The sequence below is a fragment of the Paraburkholderia sp. MM5384-R2 genome (assembly GCF_014201025.1).
GTDB lineage: Bacteria > Pseudomonadota > Gammaproteobacteria > Burkholderiales > Burkholderiaceae > Paraburkholderia > Paraburkholderia tuberum.
Window position 1 is genome coordinate 72775 of record NZ_JACHDI010000027.1, and the last position, 21941, is coordinate 94715.

The window sequence follows — 21941 nt, forward strand, 5'->3', positions numbered from 1 at the left end:
GTGCGATTCAGCCTGCGCGCTGCCTGGCGCTGCTCTTGCCGCTCGGGTCGTGCTTTGCGGAAGACATCGACGATACGGCGTTGCCCGCGGACTCCGAATGCAAAGGAACAATGTTCTGCGCAATGATCTTCGCTATCTCCGCATCTGCATGGGCACCGTATTCCGCAAACACATCCGTGCGATACGACGTGTTCATCGCCGCGCCGAGCTGACGGCCCGTGTTGTTACGCGTGTCCACATCGACATCCATCGACAGGCCGATGCGCAGCGGATGCGCTTCGAGTTCCTTCTGATCGAGCCGAATGCGCGCAGGCAGACGCTGAACGATCTTGATCCAGTTGCCCGTCGCGTTCTGTGCCGGCAAGCTCGCGAATGCGCTGCCGGTGCCCGCCGAGAAGCCCACGAGCTGGCCGTGATACTGCACCTTCCCCCCATACACATCGGCCGTCAGCGTGACGGGTTGACCGATGCGCATGTTGCGCAACTGGCTTTCCTTGTAGTTCGCGTCGACCCACACGCCATCGAGCGGCACGATCGCCATCAACGGCGTGCCCGGCGACACGCGCTGGCCGACCTGCACCGATCGCTTCGCGACATAGCCTGTGACGGGCGCGGGCAACGTGTTGCGTGCATACGCGAGATACGCATCGCGCACTTTCGACGCGGCGGCTTGCACGTTCGGGTGCTGTTCGATCGTCGTGCGGTCGGTCAACGCATGGTTGGCTTCTGCCTGTTGACGCGCAGCGTCTAGCGCAGCCCGCGCCGCTGTCACGGTGTCGCGCGCGTGCGCGATGTCTTCGGCCGACACGGCGCCCATATCGGCGACGCTCTGGCGGCGGCGCAGATCGTCCTGCGCGCGAGCCAGGTCGGACTGCTTCTGCGTGACGTTCGCTGCATAGAATTCGTTGTTCACGTACAGGCTGCACACCTGCCGCACCGTCTGCCCCAGCAACGCTTCGGCGTTGTCGAGGGCAACTTTCGCATCGGCGTTGTCGAGCGTAACGACGGGGTCGCCCGCTTTAACGATCTGCGTATCATCTGCATTCACAGCGACGACGGTGCCCGCCACCTGCGGCGTCAGTTGCACGAGGTTGCCGCTGACGTACGCATCGTCGGTGGATTCATGGTAGCGCGCAATGGTCATGTAATACGTGCCATACGCCGCCGCCGACACGACGACAGCCACGCTGAGCAGCGCTAGGAGCGCCTTCCGCTTGCGTGCGCTGGTTTCGTTTGCAACAGAAGTTTTCGTCGGTGCCGCATCATGTTTCGCGCTCGCTGGGTGGGTTTCCTGGCGCTCCGTTGCATCGATTTCGCTCATTTCAAGTCTCCAGACAGATTCGGTAGGCAGCCGCTCAGCGCGCGGCGACGACAGGCGGGTTGGCTGCGGACGCGTCGGCGCGCGGCGCTGCTGCTGAGTCTGCGTTCGACGTGTCGACGAAACCGCCGCCCAGCGCGGAAGCCAGCGCGATCTGCTGGTCGAGGCGGTTCATGCGCAAATTCGCGACGCTCTGATTGGCGGAAAGTGCGTTGATGTCGGCGTTCAAGACGGTCAGTTGATTCGTGAGACCGGCCTTGTATTGCACCAGCGCCAGTTCGGCGGCTTTACGGGAGGCATCCTGCGCGGTCTGGGCATCGATAAGCTGCGCCTCCGTCGAACGCACGTCGGCGAGCTGCGTCGCGACTTCGCTCAACGCTGTGACGAGCGCCTGGTTGTAGGTCGCGACGGCGTAGTCGAAGTCGGCATAGCGGCCCTTCAGTTGCGCACGCAGTTCGCCTGCGTCAAAGATCGGCAGATGGATTGCCGGACCGACCGATGCCGTGCGGCTCGCCGCCGTCAGAAAGCGGCCGAAGCCGAAGGCGTCGAACCCGATCGCGGCGCTCAGGTTGATGTCGGGATAGAACTCGGCCTTCGCCTCCTTCACGCCGTGGGTCATCGCGTCGACCCGCCAGCGCGCAGCGACGATCTCCGGACGGCGGCTGACGAGATCGGCGGGCAGGTTGTCAGGCAGGCGCACGTCGTCGCCAACACCTGGCGTCGGTCGTGCGATCTGCAGGCCGCGGTCGGGACCCGCACCGAGCAGCGCGGCGATCTGATAACGCGTCGTCAGGATCTGCCCATCGAACGATTTCAGCGCAGCGCGGCTCGTTGCAAGATTGGCCTGCGCAGTCTTGCGTTCGACTTCCGTTTCGAGGCCCATCGTGATGCGGCGAGCTGTAATCCGGTCGATCTGCTCGCGCTCCGCGATTTCCTGTTGCGCGATATCGCGCAACGCATACAGACGCGCGAGCTGGTTGTAGGTGCGCGCAATCGACGTCGTCAGAGTCAGCCTGACGATTTCCGCGTCGGCCTTGCTTGCCTGAAGCTGCGAGATTGCCGCTTTCAGCGCTTCGCGGTTTTTGCCCCACAGATCGAGGTCATAAGAAGCGCTCAGCAGGCCTTTGTTCTCGGTCTGCCACGAGCCACCGAATGGGGGCGGCAAGTAGGTCGCATTCGAGAACTGTTGACGTGTGAGCGAATAACTCGCGTCGACGCGCGGCATCGTGCCCGCCTTCGCCGTTTCGCTGTATGCCGACGCAGACGCAATGCGGGCATGCGCCTGGTCGAGCGTCGGGTTGCTTTGCAACGCTTCGTCGATCAGCGCCTGCAATTGCGCGTCGCCGAACTGATCGGCCCAATTGGCGCCAGGCCAATGACCTCGTTCGGCGGGAAGGCTTTGCTGCGTCGCATACTGTTGCGGATCGGCCATTTTCGCGTCGCTGTGAATGCCGGCGTAGTTCACGCACGCCGACAGCACAGTCGCTAACATCGCCGGGACACCCAGCTTCAGCGCGCGTGATGCGCGCCGTTCCGTGTGTGACTGAATGCTCATTTTCTGACCTGTCAGATCGTTGAGTAAAAGAGTTCTTCGAAAAACTCACGGTGCACGTCCGACGCGACCTCTGCGTCTGCGGCGCCACCTACACCGCGACTGTCCCGGCGAGGCGGCTTCGCGCGGTGACGGAAGGAATGCATTCCGCCTTCGCGAGCGAAAAAAGCGTCTTGATACCAGTCCACGGATTCCTCAAGCATTGCCGTACCTGCTCACTGCGCCCGACACCTAGCAGACACCATGTGCAGAAGTGTTCGCAGTTATTGGTCAGCAACTGATACCGGTCTTCGCCGAGCCGAGATCTGGCTCTCTGCACGGCATCGAGGCCGGTATATATGGCGTCTGGTTCATGCTGAACTTTTAATCCTTTTCCTGCTGCAAAGCCGTGCAAAGAAATATATTCAATTGGGCGCCGTTTCGCGCAACGATGAAAGCCCCCATAGTGAATAACCTTCCCATTCCCCGCATAAATTCCGTGGTGTGTATAGCCGTCACGCTCACTAACGAGATGGTCGCCAACTGCGATAGTGCATTCTGTGCTGGTCGACTTCCGCGAAACGACGAGCCAATCAATAGAAGGAGTTTCCATGGCGAGCCGCCGATGTCATATCGCCTTTCGAGCCGCATCTTCCAGATCCCATACCTCGCTGGCTACGGAAGATCGCGATCCGGAAGGCCGATATCAGATTTCAGAAAATGCCGCTGAACGAGACGGCAATTGCAAGTCCGACACTGATTGCGGATAGCATGATCCAGGCTACCAACATCGACAGAGATCCGAGACGAAACATGGCACTCTCCGCTAACGACCTCAACGACCTTCAACTCAATCGATTCGATCACGAAGCCATGTCGGAATAGTAGGTGGCGAGTCCTCACCTTGGTAGATACGCACCAGAACACTCACTGTTGTCGCGTAGACACCAATAGGTGCGGCGGCGGTATTGCTTCTGATGTCAGTGAGGCTGCGCGGCCTCGTCGGCCGTGGCTCGCTCGGGACGAAGATGTAAATGGACAGCCCGATTTGCAGACTCAACGAGGGACGCCCACGCAAGCGCGCTGTCGGACGGCAATTTTCGTTCGACATGCCGGCATCGCGATGGGATTGCAGCTGCTACGTTGAACATTTATGCAGCGCGACGATACAGAAGAACTGCGGCCTTCAACGCAGCATTTTGAGGGTGCACCAAGATTCCCCGTTGGACCGCAATAGCGTCACGCCTGACGCCCGCTTTGCAAATAGTCCGGATTGAATTCTCCCAGACAAAGCGGGTTGAGTGCCCGAATCTCCTCCGTCATGAAATCGACCAACACGCGAATGCGTGACGGCAAGTTCTGTCGGCACAAATAGCAGATGTAGTGGCCCCGATCGTCCGGCACATACCGCCTCAAGGCCATAACGAGCTCATTGCGCGCGATGTAATCAGATATCTGATATCCCGGCATTTGCGCAATTCCACGACCTTCGAGAACTGCCTGCAACACCAGATCTGCATCATTGAGAGTCAATCTGGCGGTTGGCAAATATTTGCGCGCGTGGCCGTCGATCTTGAAATCCCACTCAGAGACGCGACCGCCAAGTCTCAAATTGATACAGTCGTGCCGCGCCAGGTCTTCCAACGTAGACGGCATCCCGCGCTGTTCGGCATAGGCGCGGGACGCGCACAGTATCAACTGCATTGGAATCAACTGTTTGGCAATAATGCTGGAGTCCTCGATGAACCCGTCGCGAAACGCGACATCGATCTGTTCCGCAGCGAAATCGGCTGGCTTGTCATCGAGGCTCAGATCTACCGCGATATCCGGGTAGACCTCGGAAAATTTGAAAAGCAACGGAGCAACGACCTTGCGTCCGAATCCAACTGTCGAGCGGATTCGAATGAAGCCACGAGGTGGACCCTGGCGGAGGTCCAGCATGTCGTTCATGGCCTCGACGATATGGGTCACGCCCTGGTTGCAGTTCTCGAAGAACCTTTCGCCTTCCTGCGTCAGGTTTGTGGTCCTTGTCGTGCGAAAAAACAGACGAGTGCTCAGCTGCATTTCGAGCTTTTGAACATTTCGACAGACAGCCGAGCGTCCGATCCCCAATCGTTCCCCAGCTTTGGCGAAGCTTCCCTCGGTCGCGACCGCCATGAACGCGATGATCCCAGCGTAGCTCGTTGCAAAACAGGTCGACAAGGCGTCGGCGCTATTGGGCAAGCCAATGCGAAAGCCTCGTTGGGATGTATCCGGTTGATCCACTGATGGCCCCCCACTACTGACACATGAACGGGTGAGTTTTTCGAGGTGCCAGCATTAGCCTCGGGCGGGACAGCTATCGGCGATTCCATTAAAGGCCATCAGGATTTCCCTATCAGGATTCCCCTGTCAGGATTTCCTTACAGGTACTTCGTATTCCGCTCTGTCTCATCCCGCCTGCGGGCAGCCACGGAAACCTAACGAGGCGGCCGCATTCCACATGTCGCGCCGTCACACTGAAGCTGGCCCGTAGCAGTGTAGCACTCGCGTGTTGCAAGCAAATTGCTGAATGCGGCCGCTCTCATCCAGCCGGTCGGTATGGGTCCAGGCAACCTTCACTTTGGTGTGGACGTTTGGATTGGTGCCAAACTGGAAACATCATGTCTTCCCGCATGACGCTACCATTACCATCCGCGCTCTTCTACCATGAGGGCGGCGTTGTCTCGCCGCCTGACAGAAATCGGGGTGAGCGGGAGGACGCCTCATTTAACATACGATCGTTCGCTCCATGCAATTGCTCGAATTGACGATCGGGAGCCGGAACGCGCATCACTAAACTCGAGACCACACGATGGACGACAAGAAGCTGCAAGCCCCCCCGCTTTCCCTCCTCGACAGGTATCGGGGCCGGGATTTTCAGCCACTGTACACAACCACAGTCACCGTTTCCGGCGGCGAGACGGGGCACGGTCGCGCGTCTGGTGTAGCCCGGTCAGATGACGGAAATCTTGACGTGCAACTGCGGCTGCCCACGGAGTTCGGCGGGCCCGGTGATGGAACCAATCCCGAGCAGTTGTTCGCGGCGGGCTTTGCCGCGTGTTTTCACGGCGCGTTAAACCTGATCGGGAAACGCGCGGCAATGGAAGTCAACGATACCGTCGTGGAGGTGCAGGTTTCGTTCGGTCGTGATCCCATGGATGGAGGCTACGCATTGGTCATTGATCTGCGGGTCCGGATGCCTGGCGTTGACCGAAGCGTGGCGGAAGAGATGGTTCGAACAGCGGAACGCCTGTGCCCGTACGCAAAGATGGCCAGACAGGGGACTGTCAATATCGTGACCGTTGTTGACTGAGTCGGCGCGCTGCGTGCGGCAGCAGCGCTGATTGTCTGTTGACAACGTTAATTGCCGCTGCCGCCCGTGACTGGCCCAATCCGCTCACCGCAAAGGCTTGGGCGGCGCCAACGGGCTAGCCGAGGGAAGCCTGCGGGTTACCCGCTGCCAACGCTTCGGTACGGTTCGGCGCTGGCGGGTAAATCCACTGCGTGTTGATCATCTGTTTGCGCGTCTTTCCTTCAGCGTGCGTCAGTTTGATCTGTCTATCCCAGGCTTCCGAGTAAACAGCACCCCATTCGCCAAGGTCGAGGCACGTCGCATAGAACGGCTGCCTGTACTCCAGAGTCGGGACGCCGATCAGGTCTGCTGCCACGTTGTGCCCACCGAATTGCCCCATCACGATAGCGTGTTGACAGGACATCAACGCATAATGCTCATCATCGCACCGAGCACGCGCTACATCGCCCGCTACAAATACATCGGGTGCTTCTGCCACGCGCAGATCCGGTGTCACCTCGACGCGTCCCAGTGGGTCAATACGCGACGATACCTGCGCTGCCAGTGAGCTGGCACGCATTCCACCCGCCCAGATCACGGTCATGGCTTCGATATGGGTACCCGACGCCGTGCGAACTCCGTCCGCATCGACCGACACCACGCCAGATCCAAGCATAGCCTCGACGCCCAGCGACTCAAAGGCTTCAGATACATATGGCCGAGGATTCGGGCCAAGATCGGGACCGATATCGCCCTGGGAGCCGATCACGACGACACGGACCGCGGCGTCGGCACCAAAGAGTCCACGCATTCGCTTAGGCAATTCCGTTGCGACCTCGATGCCCGTAAAGCCGCACCCGACAACGGCAACAGTGTTGCGTGCCGGCGAATCCGGCAGTTTCGTCAGTTCTGCGAAGTGGTTATCGAGAGCCACCGCGTCCTCGATGCGATCGACAGAGAATGCGTACTCCGTCAGACCGGGAACCGGCGGCCTGTTCAACCTGCTGCCACTGGTCAACAACAACCGGTCATACGCGAACGACCGCGTTGACCCGTTGGCCGACACGACACTCACCGTCTTGTCATGAACGGAGATCTGTTCGACACTGCCCTCCAGAAAATTCACGCCGACTGCGTCCAGCAGCGGCCGCAACGGTGCGGCCATCTGCTGCGGCTCGCTTTCGTACAGCCGCGGACGGATTTGTAATTCCGGTTTCGGAGAAATCAAGGTGATTTCAACGTCACTGTTCCTTACGCCAGCACCATCGAGCACGCGAGCAGCGCCTAGTGCACCCCATACTCCAGCGAAGCCGGCACCCACTATCAGGATTTTCTGCGACATGATTATTGCCTTCGGTTGAAAGTTACGAAGTCGACGATAAGCACCGAACTCATAGCAACGGGTGCCTGCTCAATTCAGCGGCGAGTGTCGAGATCACTGTGCATGATTCCCGGACTCGAAGAACGATGGTTGCCGGGTGTCCAATCGACATTGCAGACATCGCTTGCGCCGCACCGTCAGGACAGATCGTAGACTCGGACATCGGGGGCCAGTAGCCCCGCGAGCGAACTCACCGTGTTGCTTCGACAACAACAATCAACAAGACTCGTCAGTAGATCGCATGCGCAGTGAGAGCGCGGCGCATTCGAGCGGATAAAAGGCCTTGCGCCTGTCCTTGATTGGTGCCGGTCGGGCAACACCGTGTGCCCGTTTGCGCGTCTACCGCGACAGGCGGCGCCCGCCTAAGATGAAGACGTGCCTTGACCAGCGTAGCGCGTGGTCAACGCGCCGCAGAGTCGCAAAATGCGCTCGGACTTTTTCCTCACCCGCATTCGTGCCCAGTCGGGATATCGAATGGTCGACAAAGGACAGCAATCCATGAAGATCGTCGTCATCGGCGGTACCGGTCTGATCGGCTCGAAGTCGATCGCCATTCTGCGCCAGAACGGGCACGAGGTCGTCGCGGCCTCGCCCAGAAGCGGCATCAACAGCATCACCGGGGAGGGACTCAAGGAAGCCGTGGCCGGCGCGCAGGTGGTGATCGACCTTGCCAATTCCCCATCGTTTGAAGACAAAGCAGTGCTTGAATTCTTCGAGACCTCAAGTCGCAACCTTCTCGCGGCGGAGGCGGCAGCAGGCGTCCAGCATCATGTCGCGCTATCGATCGTCGGAACCGACCGGACGCCCGAGAATGGCTATTTCCGCGCCAAGGTTGCGCAGGAAAAGCTGATCAAGGCCTCCGGCATCCCCTACACCGTCATCCGCTCCACCCAGTTCATGGAATTCCTCGGCGGCATCGCCGCGTCAAGTGCGGATCGAAACGTAATCAGGGTTTCACCAGGCCTGTTCCAGCCCATCGCCGCGGATGACGTTGCTGCAATCGTTGCCGATGTGGCGCTCATGGCGCCGCGAGGCGGCATCGTCGAGATCGCCGGCCCGCAACGAGCACCGTTCAACGAAATCATCGCCTGCTATCTGAAGGCCGTCGGCGATCGGCGTGAGGTTGTGAGAGACCCCAAAGCCCGACACTTCGGCGGCCTGGTCGACGAGCATTCGCTCGTGCCGTTGGGCGAGGCGCGCCTCGGCCGCATCGGTCTCGACGAATGGCTCCGCCATTCGCAGGCAGGAGCCTGACCGCGGATCCACCAGCAGAATGGACCACCAGGCGGCTCCTTTCGCCCCGTGATCGATCGCCGCGACTTACTCACCATCATGCGTACCATCCAGATCCTACTTCAAACGACCATCCTGCCTTGCAGCAATGACTGGTCGATTGCGCGATTCAGCCGCCTGACAGAATTACTGCGAACACATCGAGATTCCGAAGGACGCGCGATGTTCAATGTCGTCGCTCGGGACCGCGAGCGGCGCGCACAGCCGGACCCGATTCTTTCCCGTCTTGATGAAACCGGGTTCGACGAGTTGTGGCTGTTTGCCGTTGACGAAGGGGACGGCCTGACCCCCGAAGATTGCGCGGCAATCACGCGATTCCGACGCGCGGGTCGTGGCCTGTTGGTCACCAGGGATCACATGGATCTGGGCAGTTCGCTGTGCAGCTTGGGCGGAGTGGGCAAGGCACACCACTTTCACACACGCAATCCGGATCCCGACCCATCTAGACGTGTGGCCGACGACCCGTTCTCAACTCACATCTCCTGGCCCAATTTTCACTCGGGCACAAACGGAGACTTTCAGGAAGTGACGATCGTTGGCCCCACACATCCCGTATTGACGGACCTTGACTCTCCGGGCGGCGCAATCCGGTTCCTGCCCGCACACCCCCATGAGGGCGCTGTTGATGCTCCCGACGACGAACCGGCTCGGGTGATCGCACGAGGCAAAAGCAAAGTAACGGGAAAGAGCTTCAATCTTGCAGTCGCATTCGAACCTTCGGTCTGGGGAGGTCCAGCGGTCGCCGAAAGTACCTTTCATCATTTTGCCGACTACAACTGGGATCCGAGACTTGGCTGTCCGAGCTTTGTGACCGAACCTGCCGGGAATGGGATGCTGACGGAGCGGCAAGCCCTGCGAGACGTTCACCGCTACTCTGTCAACGTTGCGCTGTGGCTAGCCGGAGCGATCTGAAGCGAAACGGGCGACGGGTTACGTTTACGACAACGACGAAATCATTTTCTGAGGATCATCAAATGTTTTCCCATCAGCTGATTTCTCAGTATGGAGCGTTGATCCTATTCTTCAGCATGCTAGCTTCATCGCTCGGTCTGCCGTTTCCTTCCATCACCACGCTAATGAGCATCGGCGCAAGCATCGCTATCGCAAGATATGACGTCGCGCGTGCACTGCTTCACTTCGCCATTCCGCTCGGCGCCGCCGTTTCTGGCGGTGTTCTCGGCGACTTTGTCTGGTTTCAAGGCGGCAAGCGCTACGGCAGACGTGCCATCCAGTTAATATGTAAACTGTCGTTCGCGAGGCAATCGAGCGTTACCAGGTTCGAGTACTTCTTTTCGCGACGTGGCGCGCGTGCGTTAGTGATTGTCCGTTTCGTACCCGGCCTTTCGCTGATCGCCGTTCCTCTTTGCGGAGCCATGACAATCAAAACACGCTCCTTTATTTTGCACGACTGCGCCAGCGTGGGCATATGGGCATGCGCTGGTCTCCTGGCCGGTGCGATGTTGGCCGATCGACTCGACGGATTGTTCGCATGGCTTCACCAATCTGGCTGGCATGTGCCGTTGCTCGGCATCGTCGCGATGGCTCTTCTTTGCCCAGCATGGCTTGCTCATAGGGCTCGCATACGAACCCCGGTGGCAGACAGGCCACCGGGCACGACCCTCTTTACCGCTGGCATGGCGGGTTATTGCTGATTAACGTGCCACAGGATGACGTACTAACTATATGTTGATGAGCGTCTGATCGACCGCCTGCTGCGTCTTGATCGTCTGCGCATTTGCCTGGTAGTTACGCTGCGCCGTAATCAGATCAACAAGTTGGGCCGTCAAGTCGACGTTTGAGTTCTCGGTCTCAGCACCTTGCAGCACCCCATGGTTTGTCGATCCGGGCGTGGAAATTTGAGCAACGCCGGATTCGGCTGTCTGCTCATACGCGTTGTTTCCCAGATTCACGAGGCCGTTCGGATTAGCGAAGGTCGCGAGCACCACCTGGCCAAGCGCACGCGTGGCGCCGTTCGAAAACGAGCCGGTCAATACCCCGTCAGGGCCAACGGCGAACGACGTGAGTTGCCCTGAACTATTGCCGTCCGGCTGCAAACTGATTACGCCATTCTTCCCACCGTACTGGGTCGTGCCTGTCAAATCCAGCGACAACGATTGTGTCGTAACTCCACCGTCCGCACCGTTCGGAATGGTAAAGCCAAGGTTGGAGGCGCCTGACGATGTCAGGTGGCCCGAGTTGTCAAAGGCGATTGCTCCCAAATCGCCTGCTGGGTTTGGACCTACTGGAATCAATGACGAACCCGATGTCGCGTACACCTCATAAGAACCCGTCGCTTTTTTCACGAAATAGACCGATACAGTCTGCGCGCCGCCGAGTGAATCGTAGATCGGCATGGGTTGGCTATAACTGAAGGTGGCCGAGTCCGATGGATCGAACGGCGTTTTCGAAGGGACAGGATCAGTGGAATTCAGATTAAAAGCGGCTGCAATTGATTTCGTCGCCACAGGAGGCACGTCCGCCGTGGAAATGATGATCGGCCCGGCGCTGCCCGTATTCATTGTCCCATTCGGTCCGGGAGAATAGCCCATCAGTTGCTGACCCTGTGCATTTTCGATTGCACCGCTCTTGTCCAGATGAAACACGCCATTTCGTGAATAGACAACCGAACCGCCATTCGATAATTGAAAGAAGCCGCCCCCGTTGATGGCTATGTCGAGTGGCTGTTGCGTGTCCGTGAACGTACCGTTGGCAAAATCCTGTTCAACGGTCGACAAACGGGTGCCGACTCCAACCTGGTTGTTCACGGAGGTAGCGACGGCGTTCGCGTACATGTCTGAGAATTGTGCCGTCGAACTTTTGAATCCCACCGTATTCGCATTGGCGATATTGTTGCCGATCACATCGAGATCTGTGGATGCTGCTGCCAATCCGCTAAGACCTGTTTCGTAACTCATGAGTCTCTCCTTCAAGGGTTAGCGATCGAGATTCGAACGCTTTGTTGTGCGTCGAATTGGCGTTCCACGAGACCAAGCGCTACGCTCGTAATGGTCGGTGGCCGCGGAATGAGCGGCGGTCCCCCTCCGTCGACACCGAAGCTGATCTCAATCTGTGTCGATATGGGTAAACGGTGCTCTGCGACATCGAAAAGAAGCGTTCGCGGCATGCACATTCCGAAGTACCGGAGATCGAGCGATCCCAGATAGGCGGCAGAACTTCGGTTGTACAAATATGCGGTTGCTTTGACGGGGTAGGCGGTTACTTCCATGGTTGTCACGGACAACGACAACGTATCGATCGTTCCCTGACTATCATGCCTGTGAGCGATGAAGCAGGGAGCGGCGAAGTCTCTATTCCATTCATTGACGCAAACTAGACACGTTTCGAAGCCGTTCAATTCAGTTGAATCGTCATCAACCGCTGTCAACGACACGGCTGGGTGTCTGTTCCTTCCGGAAAGAGGTCCCAGGTCGTTCATCTGCGCTGGAAAGAACAATGTTCTGATCTTCGGCCCCATGTCCGGAAAACGCGTCTCGCGCTCGTTCGTTGCGAGGCTTCGAGCGATATTTGCGTCGCTGTCTTGAATATGATTTCGGCTATGGTCGCGGCACGTGAGTGGCGCGGCAATTTGAGGAGCTGTTGTATGTGCCATTTTTTTGTTGTTCAGGCTGGAATAACGGGCAACCGTTGCTCGCGAAGGTGATCGTGTACGCATCGGGAACTCTGTATCGCGAAAGAAGAACAGCGTATGGATGCCACAGATAATGCGGCCAAAGGGCTCACGTGTAATGAGCCAGTTTTGGATTGGTGCGTTGAGCCACTTTTCCTGCCTGCCGGCAGACGTTCCTCTTACGAGAGAATTCCATCGAAACGGCCAATCTGGATGTCACAGCTTGGGTGCCCAACACGTCTTTAAAGCAAGTGTGTGCGGTTGGCATCTGCGTTCCACTTCAATCTTGTCCAAGGTCAGCAATAGATTCGAACCTCATGAACGGCCGATTTGAAGCTCCAACGGGAAGGCGCAGACGCGAGAGGTCCGCCGTCGTGTGGTCCCTTCCTTTGGGAGCACCCAATGCGAACGAAAGTCTGCAGCAGTGGTTATATAAGGCACTCAGCCAGGCGATCGTCTCCGGTCGCTTACCCAAAGGTGGTCTCCTGCCGGGTACGCGCACACTGGCGCAACAGTACGGTGTTGCACGGGGCACCGTCGCCGGAGCGTACGAGCAATTGCTGTCGGAAGGTTATCTGGTCGCACGCACCGGAAGTGGCACGCGGGTGAGCACCGTTTTGCCCGATCACACATTTCCGTGTAAAGCGATGGCTGCGCGTCAAACCGTCGCCGGTGACGATCCCGCAACAGAACTCCACGCGCCGTGGATCAAACGGCTCAGGGAGCATGAGCCCCCCCTCCCGCTCTTTGTCACGAACTCACTACCGCAGCCATTCTTTCCGCATCGTGGCGACATTCGCCTGTTTCCAGTGGATCTTTGGCGGCAACTTCATGTACGGCAATTGCGCACCTCGCGCCTGCTTACCCTCAACGACACAACGCCTGGCGGGTTGCCCGCGTTGCGATTGGCGATCGCGGAACATCTGGCAATCGCGCGTGGCGTGAGAGTGCCGCCGGAGCAGGTCGTCATCGTCGGCAGTGTGCAGCAGGCTCTTGACCTGTGCATGCGCCTGCTGAGCAAGCCAGGTGATTCCGTCTGGATGGAGGACCCCGGCAAATTGGGCGCGCGTCAGATCATGCATGCGAGCGGCTCTCGAGTGGTCGATGTGCCCGTTGACCGGGACGGCCTTCGTGTGCACGAGGGCATACGCATCGCGCCTTCCGCTGTCCTCGCCTATGTCACTACGTCGCGACAGGCTCCGCTGGGCATGCCGTTGTCCGCAGAGCGGCGCTCTGCCCTGCTTCGCTGGGCGACTGCGAGCGAAGCAATCATTTTCGAGGACGACTACGACAGCGAGTACTGCTTTCGCCCGAGGCCGCTTCCAGCGCTCCGCAGCCTGCCGGGCGCCGATTCCCGCGTCGTACTGGCGGGCACATTCAGTAAGCTAATGTTTCCTTCCCTACGGCTTGCCTTTGTCGTTCTTCCGCCGCATCTCGTCGAGCCGTTTATCCGCGCGACGTCAGTCACCGATCGAAGTGCTAACGGTTTGGCGCAGTCTGTCATGGCAGACTTTTTCGTCGACGGACATTTCGAGAGACACGTGCGTCGCACCAGAAAAATCTATGCGGCGCGCGCGCAGGCGTTCGAACATGCGGCTCTGAAACACTGGCAGGACTTGATCGAGATCCCGTTGGCTTGCGCCGGTCTGGACGTCGTGGGCCGTCTGTCGCAGCTCGACGAGCGCACTGCCGTTCGAAGATTGAAATTGGCCGGCGTCGAAGCTGCGCCATTAGGCCGATACACTCGGGGCCATAACGTGGGCCAAGGTCTGGTGATGGGTTTCGCGCCGTTCAATGAGGATGAAATGGACAGGGCCGCGCGACGCATGGCCGCAGCCTTGCGCGAGAGCATGTAAGCAACGCGGCATCTGCCACACACCTACCGATCGCCGGGGTCGCCAGATATCGAAAACCGGAGCGTCGCCGCACGTATCTACTTACTTCTCCGGCACGAGAACCGGCGCGCCCTTGTCCTTCAGAAGAATCACCATGAACTTCGCGGGTTGGGTCTTGCTCGCGTTGCGCCCGACCGTGTGTACATCGTTCGGACCTTCATAGAACGTCTGCCCAGGCGTGAGCGTGACTTCCTTGCCGCCCTTGACCTGCATCACGATCGATCCCTCCAGCACATAGACGAAGGCGTCGGCGTAATGCCGATGAACGGGATCGACGGAACCAGGTGGATAGGTCACGCTGATCATCAGCGCTTCCTTGCCGGGATAATCGTGAGCGGCTTTTCCATCAGCGGTGTCACGACGGCTTCGGGAGCCGCCGCGCAAGCCACACCGAGATGTGCGCCTGCGACGACGAGCATTGCGATTGAGATGTTCTTAACGGGGAACATGGTATGCCAGCCTGATAACGCATCCCGCACGGGCGGGACGAACGTGGAAAAGAACGGCAGAACCAGACGGTTCAGACGAGGTTCGCCTTGTCGAGGCCGAACGCCTTGTCGGCCGAACCCGGTACGGTCCTGAATGCTACGTTCGCGCGGTTCCAGGCGTTAATGGACATGACTTCGTACGTCAGATCGGACAGTTCCTTCTCGGACAACTGCGTACGCACGTGTTCGTAGATATCGTCCGGCACGCCATGTTCGGAAAGCTTCGTCAACGCTTCAGTCCACGCGAGTGCGGCGCGCTCGCGTGGCGCGAAAAGCGTCGATTCGCGCCAGATCGCGAGATGATGAAGGCGCAGTTCGCGCTCGCCGTGCAGGCGTGCCTGCTTGACATGCATGTCGACGCAAAAGCCGCAGCCATTGATCTGCGACGCCCGGATCGAAATGAGATCGCGGATCGACTCTGCGATTGCGCTGTCCTTCAGTTGATTGCTCAATTCAAGGAGTTTCTTGAAGAGTTCCGGTGATTGCTGAATGTAGTTGATACGCTGCGTCATGGTCTGCTCCTGTGAACGTTTGCGCTGGGGCGGATGCCGTTAGCGGCAATGCGCCGCACGAAATCATCGTAGGCCAGCGCGGCATTGCACGGTAGGCCCGCGAACGGGATCACGGTGTTGCCCCTGCGACACCAATCAACCGCACGCTAGCGCAGGCAGACCTGAGAGGTATCGGCGTTCAGGGAGGGTGTAAAAAGTTTTGTGTAAACGGTCATTTGGCAGGAGACTGCCAGCAACAGGAGCATAGATGACCGTAGCGAAACGCAATAAAAGAGAGAAACCCGATGCTGAACTCGTCAAGCTGGCAGACAGCCTGCTGGCGAATTACCAGAAGCCGGAAGACCTGATAAGCGAGAACGGCCTGCTCAAACAGCTTACCAAGATGCTGGTGGAGCGTGCGTTAGAGACGGAGATGTCCGAACACCTGGGCCATGGCAAAAGCGAAACGGTGACCAATGCCACGGGCAACACCCGTAATGGCCATAGCGCCAAGACGCTGCAGGGGGAGTTTGGCGAGTTGCCGCTCAATATTCCGCGCGACCGTCAGGGGGCGTTCGAGCCGAAGCTGGTGGAGCGCCATCAGACGCGCTGGACGGGCTTCGACGACAAGATCATTTCGCTGTATGCGCGTGGCCTGAGCGTGCGCGAGATCCAGGGGCACCTGGAAGAAATGTACGGCACGGAGGTCTCGCCGACGCTGATCTCGGCGGTCACCGACGCCGTCAGTGATGAGGTGAAGGTCTGGCAGGCCCGTGCGCTCGACGCGCTCTATCCGATTGTCTATCTCGACTGCATTCACGTCAAAGTGCGCGACAGCGGCGCGGTGCGGACCAAGGCGGTGTTTCTGGCCATCGGCGTGAACATGGCCGGCCACAAGGAAGTCCTGGGACTGTGGATCGCCCAGACCGAGGGGGCCAAGTTCTGGCTGCAGGTGGTCACTGAGCTGAAGACGCGCGGCGTGCAGGACATCTTTATCGCCTGCGTCGACGGGCTTAAAGGCTTTCCTGAAGCCGTTGAAGCGGTCTACCCGAAAGCGGCCGTGCAACTGCGCATCGTGCATATGGTGCGCAACAGCCTGAACTTCGTGCCGTGGAAAATGCAGCAGGAAGTCGCCGCCGACCTGAAGACGATTTACACTTCATCGACCGTCGAACTGGCCGAACAGATGCTGGGCACCTTCGAGGCCAGGTGGGACAAGGACTATCCGTCCATCGGACAGAGCTGGCGACGCAACTGGGCACGTGTGATTCCGTTCTTCGATTACCCACCGGAGATCAGGAAGGTGATCTACACCACGAATGCCATAGAATCGATCAACATGAGCCTGCGCAAGGTGATCAAGACCCGCAGCTCGTTCCCGACCGATGAGGCCGTCACCAAGCTGTTTTACCTGGCCCTGAACAACATCAGCAAGAAGTGGACGATGCCGATCCGCGACTGGAAGGCCGCACTGAACCGCTTCACGATCCAGTTCGAAGAGCGGCTGGTGCCGGGTTAAACCTCAACCCGTTTACACAAAATTCCGGACACTCCCCGTTCAGGCGTCGCTGTTTGACGCCGCGATACACGCCAGCTTGTCGGGATTGCGCTGCACGAGAATACGGACAATGCGCACGCCATCCGTTTCGAACGACTGTGCCGACTCGAGCTTGCCTTCGACAAATCGTATCAACGCCCATTGACCGTTGAGCATTACGAGTTTGACGCTGACTTCGCTGCCGTAGCGCCGGCAAGCAGCGTAGAAAAGCTGTGCGATGCGCCGGCCGCCCACCATCGGTTTAGGGAAGCTCGGCACCTTGCCGCCGCCGTCGCCGATCAGCATCGCGTCCTCGGCCAGCAACGCATTGATCGCGGCGAAATCGCCTTGCTCCAGCGCCTGCGCGAAGGTCTGCAGCAGGCGAAGATGGGTTTCGCGCGGCACAGCATAGCGTGGACGTTCATCCCGCAACTGCGCTTTCGCACGGCTGACGAGTTGGCGGCACGCGGCTTCCGTCTTGCCGATAGCTCCGGCAACTTCCGCATAGTCCGCGTCGAAGACCTCTCGTAACAGGAACGCCGCGCGTGCTTCCGGGCTAAGCCGCTCGAGCAACATCAAAAATGCCAGGGAAACTTCGTCGGCGCGCTCCCTGATCCCTTCTGGGGTAGCGGACGGGTCCGTCATTTCAGGTTCCGGCAACCATATACCCGAGTAATGTTCACGTTGGATCTTTGCCGCACGCAGACGGTCGATGCACAGGCGCGTCGCAACAGCGACGAGCCACGCTTCGACATTCTCGATGAGTTCCCGGGGCGCCGCATGCCAGCGCAGCCAGACGTCCTGCACGACATCTTCGGCCTCGGCAATGGTTCCCAGCATCCGATACGCAATCTTGTGCAGCCGAGGGCGAAGCGCATCGAAGGCACGTGCGTCGTTGTTCATGAACAGATCTCTCCAGCCGTGTGAAAACCCGGGTGGCAGTCCAACCACTCTCTGTCAGTGCATATTGCCACGTATGGAGCAGAGGGCCGCCGGATGAAACGTTGCGCGTGAAAGTCCGAGCGTATTGCGGCGCCGGCGTCGAACCCGGCCGCCATCATATGCATGTCTAGCTCTTAACGGAAGATCACAACGAATGCCTCATTGTTGCCTGAAAAACAACAATCTCCACGTGAATGAACCGGCATCATGAGGTCTGGCGGACGATTTTTCTGCCGCCCGTTACAAAACCAGGCGCGCAACGTCTTAGAGGGGTAGCAATCCGGTTGGTGTCAGTTGGCGCTGAGCGTGGCGCTGAGTGCGCACGCTGTCGGCATCTTCTTTCACTTATTCACCTGCGGTAGCCTGAGACACAGAAAATGCATCTTGGAAAATCGTATACGTTATCGGAGTTCCTGATCTGGACTCGACGACAAATCTATGCACTTCTCATTTGCGGGTCTGTACCTGTCGTTCTATACAAGTTCTTCGCTCTAACATGGTTGTCGGTACCTCTGACGATCGTGGTCTTGCTCGGAACCGCGACGTCGTTCATCGTCGGCTTCAAAAACGTCCAAACCTACAACCGGGCAATGGAAGCCCTCGACGTCTGGATCGACATATTGAGCAGAAGCCGTCGATGGGGTGAAATCGCACGCGATCTCATCAACGAGGAAGAAACGTCTCGAAAACTGGTGTATCGGCACATTGCCTGGCTGACCGCGCTGCGATATGAATTGCGTCGACCTCGTATCTGGGAAAGTACGAACAGGGATTTCAACGCTGAATATCGGCGGTATTATCGTGTGCCGGAGTGGGAAACAGACATTAGCGAGTTATTGCCACAATATTTGTCTCCCTCGGAAACAGCGCAAGCGCTGTCCTCTACGTCGATCGCTACATTCGTGCTGAGCCTGCAAGGCGCTTCCCTCAAGATGCTTCACGCTGCGGGGCAGTTGAACTCAAGCTTCTACATGGAGCTTCAGAAGGCCGTTGGAGATCTCATCGAGCTCCAGTCAAGATCGGAACGCTTCAAAAATTTTCCCTATCCACGTCAATATGCAACGGTCAGTTCGCTGTTCGTGAAATTCTTTTGTTTTCTTTTCCCATTCGGTCTGCTCCATGAATTCGACAAACTGAATGATAGTGTGAGCGGTTTCATGCATGGCAACATGATATGGCTGGTGGTGCCATGCAGTGTCGCAGTATCGTGGATGTACACGTCGCTCGAGCAGGTTGGGGAAAGCACGGAGAATCCATTCGAAGGCGGTGCAAACGATGTTCCCATTTCAACGCTATGCACCGTTATCGAACGCGATCTGAAAGAAATGCTCGGCGAATATGCCAGCGGTCCATCAAACCCTGCAATCATCGCACTATAGGAGTCCAGACTCGTTGACTGATACCGCACCACTGCCGTTTCATCGTGTTGGCTTATCGGCACTTCAGAATACGGAAATAAAAGGTGTGCAGGCCTCGGTGCTCCCATTTGACGGGCAATCCGAAGCCATCTTGCTGCGATGACCTGATTCATCCGGCGCGAGTTTCACCTCATCTTTCTAAAGGTAAATCGAGGTCGTTGCGATCAAGGCGTGGCGCCGATCATGCGTCTACAGGTCCGCCGCGCGTTCCGGTAATGCGCGTGATGCTGACCTCTTCGAGGCTCGCGATACCCAGCGCCCTCCTCATCGTCCTTGCGCTCCCAGGAATATTCATCACGTTTCGCTTGAGGCCCTCGACACCTGAAGTTCGTTTGGGTGCACGCTCGCCCGGCTTCCTGTCGAACCGAGGCTGCAGCCTTTCCAGTGCAGGCTCGTGTTCCCATCGCGGGATGCACCGCCTACCCCCGGCCAATTGTCACCCGTTGATCGGGCGAGCGGCCCCCACCTCGCGAAGCCAACATGACATTGCAATATTCTGGCAACGCACGCGTCTCAGGTACGTGCACGAGGCGGCTCGACCGTGGATCTCAACCATCGAGGTTCCTCTGCCATCGAAGAAAGTCGCGGAACAGCCCTTCATGGGCAGTCTTCGGATTGCCTGCTTTGCATGTGCCTCCTCTTTGTTCCAGTGGTCAGCGTGACGTGCGAGCTGCACGCCCGGAGCGCCTCGCGCATCCAGACACGCGGCAAAATTCAGATCACCACCACGGGTTGTGGCTGCGGCCAGTGCGAGAGTGAACCTGTCGTCTAAATTCGGGCGGGCGATGCGATCTCGTGCCTGCCCGGTTACAGCCTCCTGAACGCTGATTCAGCCACGGCCGCACGGCCCATCCTCGCGCTCAGCATGCTCTGTACAACGCGTAGCGTAATCTGGAAGGAGAAGGTTACCGACGAGCAGTACGCTGTCGAGCCTATCCAGATTCAGTTAGCCAATGGCTAATATTGAGTTAGCCGCAGGGTGTTCCAATGGCTCAGCGGCGCACGCATACTCGCTGCTACCGGAAGGCCACGTTCGCGAGTATCCGGTAAGGACGAGCGCTCCTGCCCGTTTCGTGAGCGACTCTTCGCCAGCAAGTCTTGCTGCAATTCGACGCCCTGGGGACTCCTGTGATTGATGATTCTGGTTCGACGGTGATTGCCGGTGTGCCCGCCTACGGCGACCACGAACATTTAGGTGTCCTATAACCTGAACTCCGGAGACAGCAACGTCACGAACACCACATTCAGTCCGAGTAACCCAACCAGCTACACAACCAGCCAGCAGGTCAATCCCTACGACTCACTTGGTGACGACAAGCAGCCGGTCACCTTTTATTTCGCCAAGACCGCGACCGGGTCCTAAAATGTAACGGCACGTACGGTACGACTGGCAGTCCGGTTGGGCCGAAGGCGAATGGAATCACGAATCCCGTGTCCCTTGCAATACCAATAGGGTAGCGCCGTGTAACGCCCTTGTAGCGCGAGTGGAATCGCACCGCAATTCCCCAGTTCGCGCGCGGCGACAGGCGCAGTCGCACTCTCGAGACCAGGTGCGTGCACAACCGAAATGACCGGCGCGAAATTCCCTTGCAATGTATTTTTTTAGGTTCGCTGACGGGCCCCTTCAAAGAGCGAGCCGCTGAGGCAAATAGCCGCCCTCTTCGTGGCCGGGCACGGTGGGTCCACGCCCGGTCACGACGAGCTTCGCATCAACCGCTATTCTTCACAGAGCTGCATTCAGCCGTGGAAGTCGGCGCCCTGCCAAGTTGCGGCGAAACCATGCCACGCGCGATCCACGGCGAGGAGCATCCTGTCGAACTTGCGCGTCATCAGGATTCTCTGCGCAATAATCCTCATGGGATCGAATTCGGCCCGAACCCCGCGGCCGAACGCATCGTCGCAATCAACGGAATGCGCGATGCCATGAACTCTCGAATGATCTTATTGCCCCATACAAATGGGCACTGGCTTGCAGTGCCCGCGAAAGCTAGCGACCGGCGCTTTGACCTCCATCAACGTGCAGAATTTCGCCTGTGATGAATGACGCGGCATCAAGGAAGAGAATTGCATCGGCGATATCGCTCATCTCCCCCATGCGCCCGAGCGGATGAAACGCGCCCAGCGCTTCATGAGTCTTCGGCGCGTGCATCGGGGTTTTGATGATGCCCGGCGCGACAGCATTCACGCGGATACCCTTGCTGGCATACTCAATCGCCAGCGATTTCGTGACAGCGTTCAGCCCCCCCTTCGTCAGCGCTGCGAGTGCTGAATACACGCCGCTATGGGCAACGTCAACGGCGCTGGACGTCACGCTCACCACGTGGCCGCACGAATGCCGTTCCATTTCGGCGATGGCGAGCTGGGTGATGTGATAGAACCCCGCCACGTTGACGTTCATCACCGCGGCGTAGTCTTCGGCAGTGTGTACGGTGAAAGGCTTGCCGATGTAGATGCCGGCGTTGTTGACCAGCGTGTCGATCCGCCCAAATCGTGCGACACCTTCGGAAATGACCCGCTGGGCGGTTGACGGGTCACCAATATCGCCCGCGACGCTCAGGATGTTCGGGTCGTTCGACGGCTTGATCGAGCGCGAGGTCGCGACGATGCGATAGTCAAGCTCGCGGAATGCCTTGACGACTTCGGCACCTATGCCTTGTGAGGCACCGGTCACGACGACAACTTTTTGTGATGTGCTCATGCTTTACC

19 protein-coding genes and 1 pseudogene are annotated in these 21941 nt (G+C 58.5%); 9 read left to right on the plus strand and 11 right to left on the minus strand.

Features of this window, described 5'->3' with window-relative positions:
- Positions 1 to 7: 7 nt before the first annotated feature.
- From HDG37_RS31345 to HDG37_RS31360, 4 genes are all read right to left on the minus strand, one after another.
- Positions 8 to 1321, minus strand: a complete 1314-nt coding sequence (locus tag HDG37_RS31345; protein WP_184054435.1) for an HlyD family efflux transporter periplasmic adaptor subunit — start codon at positions 1319 to 1321, stop codon at positions 8 to 10.
- Positions 1322 to 1355: 34 nt separating this feature from the next.
- Positions 1356 to 2810 (minus strand): efflux transporter outer membrane subunit, encoded by a 1455-nt coding sequence (locus HDG37_RS31350; RefSeq protein WP_409260257.1) that lies wholly within the window; start codon positions 2808 to 2810, stop codon positions 1356 to 1358.
- A 151-nt stretch (positions 2811 to 2961) separates the two neighbouring features.
- Positions 2962 to 3462 (minus strand): lecithin retinol acyltransferase family protein, encoded by a 501-nt coding sequence (locus tag HDG37_RS31355; RefSeq protein ID WP_184054439.1) that lies wholly within the window; start codon positions 3460 to 3462, stop codon positions 2962 to 2964.
- Positions 3463 to 4088: 626 nt separating this feature from the next.
- Positions 4089 to 5114: a LysR family transcriptional regulator gene (locus tag HDG37_RS31360; protein ID WP_184054441.1), complete on the minus strand. Its 1026-nt coding sequence runs from the start codon at positions 5112 to 5114 to the stop codon at positions 4089 to 4091.
- Positions 5115 to 5682: 568 nt separating this feature from the next.
- On the opposite strand from HDG37_RS31360, the gene HDG37_RS31365 reads away from it, so the two are divergent.
- Positions 5683 to 6183: an Ohr family peroxiredoxin gene (locus tag HDG37_RS31365; protein WP_184054443.1), complete on the plus strand. Its 501-nt coding sequence runs from the start codon at positions 5683 to 5685 to the stop codon at positions 6181 to 6183.
- A gap of 115 nt (positions 6184 to 6298) precedes the next feature.
- Here HDG37_RS31365 and HDG37_RS31370 read toward each other — a convergent pair whose 3' ends face one another.
- Positions 6299 to 7504, minus strand: coding sequence for an NAD(P)/FAD-dependent oxidoreductase (locus HDG37_RS31370; protein ID WP_184054445.1), 1206 nt, complete (start codon positions 7502 to 7504; stop codon positions 6299 to 6301).
- A 537-nt stretch (positions 7505 to 8041) separates the two neighbouring features.
- Between HDG37_RS31370 and HDG37_RS31375 the strand changes: the two genes are divergently transcribed.
- The 3 genes from HDG37_RS31375 to HDG37_RS31385 all read left to right on the plus strand — a co-directional run bounded on the left by HDG37_RS31375 (position 8042) and on the right by HDG37_RS31385 (position 10488).
- Positions 8042 to 8797 (plus strand): SDR family oxidoreductase, encoded by a 756-nt coding sequence (locus HDG37_RS31375; protein WP_184054447.1) that lies wholly within the window; start codon positions 8042 to 8044, stop codon positions 8795 to 8797.
- 78 nt (positions 8798 to 8875) lie between these two features.
- Positions 8876 to 9748: a hypothetical protein gene (locus tag HDG37_RS31380; protein ID WP_184054487.1), complete on the plus strand. Its 873-nt coding sequence runs from the start codon at positions 8876 to 8878 to the stop codon at positions 9746 to 9748.
- 62 nt (positions 9749 to 9810) lie between these two features.
- Positions 9811 to 10488 carry a DedA family protein gene (locus HDG37_RS31385; protein ID WP_184054449.1) on the plus strand — a complete coding sequence of 226 codons (678 nt, stop codon included), beginning with the start codon at positions 9811 to 9813 and terminating at the stop codon, positions 10486 to 10488.
- A gap of 27 nt (positions 10489 to 10515) precedes the next feature.
- On the opposite strand, the gene flgE is transcribed toward HDG37_RS31385, so the two are convergent.
- Both flgE and HDG37_RS31395 read right to left on the minus strand, forming a co-directional pair.
- A complete protein-coding gene (gene flgE, locus HDG37_RS31390; protein WP_184054451.1) occupies positions 10516 to 11751 on the minus strand; it encodes a flagellar hook protein FlgE in 1236 nt (411 codons plus the stop codon).
- 11 nt (positions 11752 to 11762) lie between these two features.
- Complete coding sequence (locus HDG37_RS31395; RefSeq protein ID WP_184054453.1) at positions 11763 to 12509, minus strand: hypothetical protein; 747 nt, start codon at positions 12507 to 12509, stop codon at positions 11763 to 11765.
- A 329-nt stretch (positions 12510 to 12838) separates the two neighbouring features.
- Here HDG37_RS31395 and HDG37_RS31400 point away from each other — a divergent pair, with 329 nt between their 5' ends.
- A complete protein-coding gene (locus HDG37_RS31400; RefSeq protein WP_311541669.1) occupies positions 12839 to 14320 on the plus strand; it encodes a PLP-dependent aminotransferase family protein in 1482 nt (493 codons plus the stop codon).
- An 81-nt stretch (positions 14321 to 14401) separates the two neighbouring features.
- On the opposite strand, the pseudogene HDG37_RS31405 reads toward HDG37_RS31400, so the two are convergent.
- A pseudogene (locus HDG37_RS31405) lies at positions 14402 to 14808 on the minus strand (cupin domain-containing protein).
- A 71-nt stretch (positions 14809 to 14879) separates the two neighbouring features.
- Positions 14880 to 15359, minus strand: a complete 480-nt coding sequence (locus tag HDG37_RS31410; RefSeq protein WP_184054457.1) for a carboxymuconolactone decarboxylase family protein — start codon at positions 15357 to 15359, stop codon at positions 14880 to 14882.
- A 247-nt stretch (positions 15360 to 15606) separates the two neighbouring features.
- Here HDG37_RS31410 and HDG37_RS31415 point away from each other — a divergent pair, with 247 nt between their 5' ends.
- The gene (locus tag HDG37_RS31415) at positions 15607 to 16857 is read left to right on the plus strand and encodes an IS256 family transposase (protein ID WP_184054459.1); all 1251 of its coding nucleotides are present in this window, start codon (positions 15607 to 15609) and stop codon (positions 16855 to 16857) included.
- A gap of 39 nt (positions 16858 to 16896) precedes the next feature.
- Here the strand turns inward: HDG37_RS31415 and HDG37_RS31420 are convergent, their stop codons facing one another.
- A complete protein-coding gene (locus HDG37_RS31420; RefSeq protein ID WP_184054461.1) occupies positions 16897 to 17778 on the minus strand; it encodes an RNA polymerase sigma-70 factor in 882 nt (293 codons plus the stop codon).
- A gap of 416 nt (positions 17779 to 18194) precedes the next feature.
- Here HDG37_RS31420 and HDG37_RS31425 point away from each other — a divergent pair, with 416 nt between their 5' ends.
- The 3 genes from HDG37_RS31425 to HDG37_RS31435 all read left to right on the plus strand — a co-directional run bounded on the left by HDG37_RS31425 (position 18195) and on the right by HDG37_RS31435 (position 21272).
- Positions 18195 to 19196, plus strand: coding sequence for a bestrophin family protein (locus HDG37_RS31425; protein ID WP_184054463.1), 1002 nt, complete (start codon positions 18195 to 18197; stop codon positions 19194 to 19196).
- 1234 nt (positions 19197 to 20430) lie between these two features.
- Positions 20431 to 20598, plus strand: a complete 168-nt coding sequence (locus HDG37_RS31430; RefSeq protein WP_184054464.1) for a flagellar basal body FlgE domain-containing protein — start codon at positions 20431 to 20433, stop codon at positions 20596 to 20598.
- Between the two features lie 380 nt (positions 20599 to 20978).
- Positions 20979 to 21272, plus strand: a complete 294-nt coding sequence (locus HDG37_RS31435) for a hypothetical protein (RefSeq protein WP_184054466.1) — start codon at positions 20979 to 20981, stop codon at positions 21270 to 21272.
- Here the strand turns inward: HDG37_RS31435 and HDG37_RS31440 are convergent.
- Positions 21223 to 21933: an SDR family NAD(P)-dependent oxidoreductase gene (locus tag HDG37_RS31440; RefSeq protein WP_184054468.1), complete on the minus strand. Its 711-nt coding sequence runs from the start codon at positions 21931 to 21933 to the stop codon at positions 21223 to 21225. The two genes, HDG37_RS31435 and HDG37_RS31440, sit on opposite strands and share 50 nt — an antisense overlap.
- Positions 21934 to 21941 lie beyond the last annotated feature (8 nt).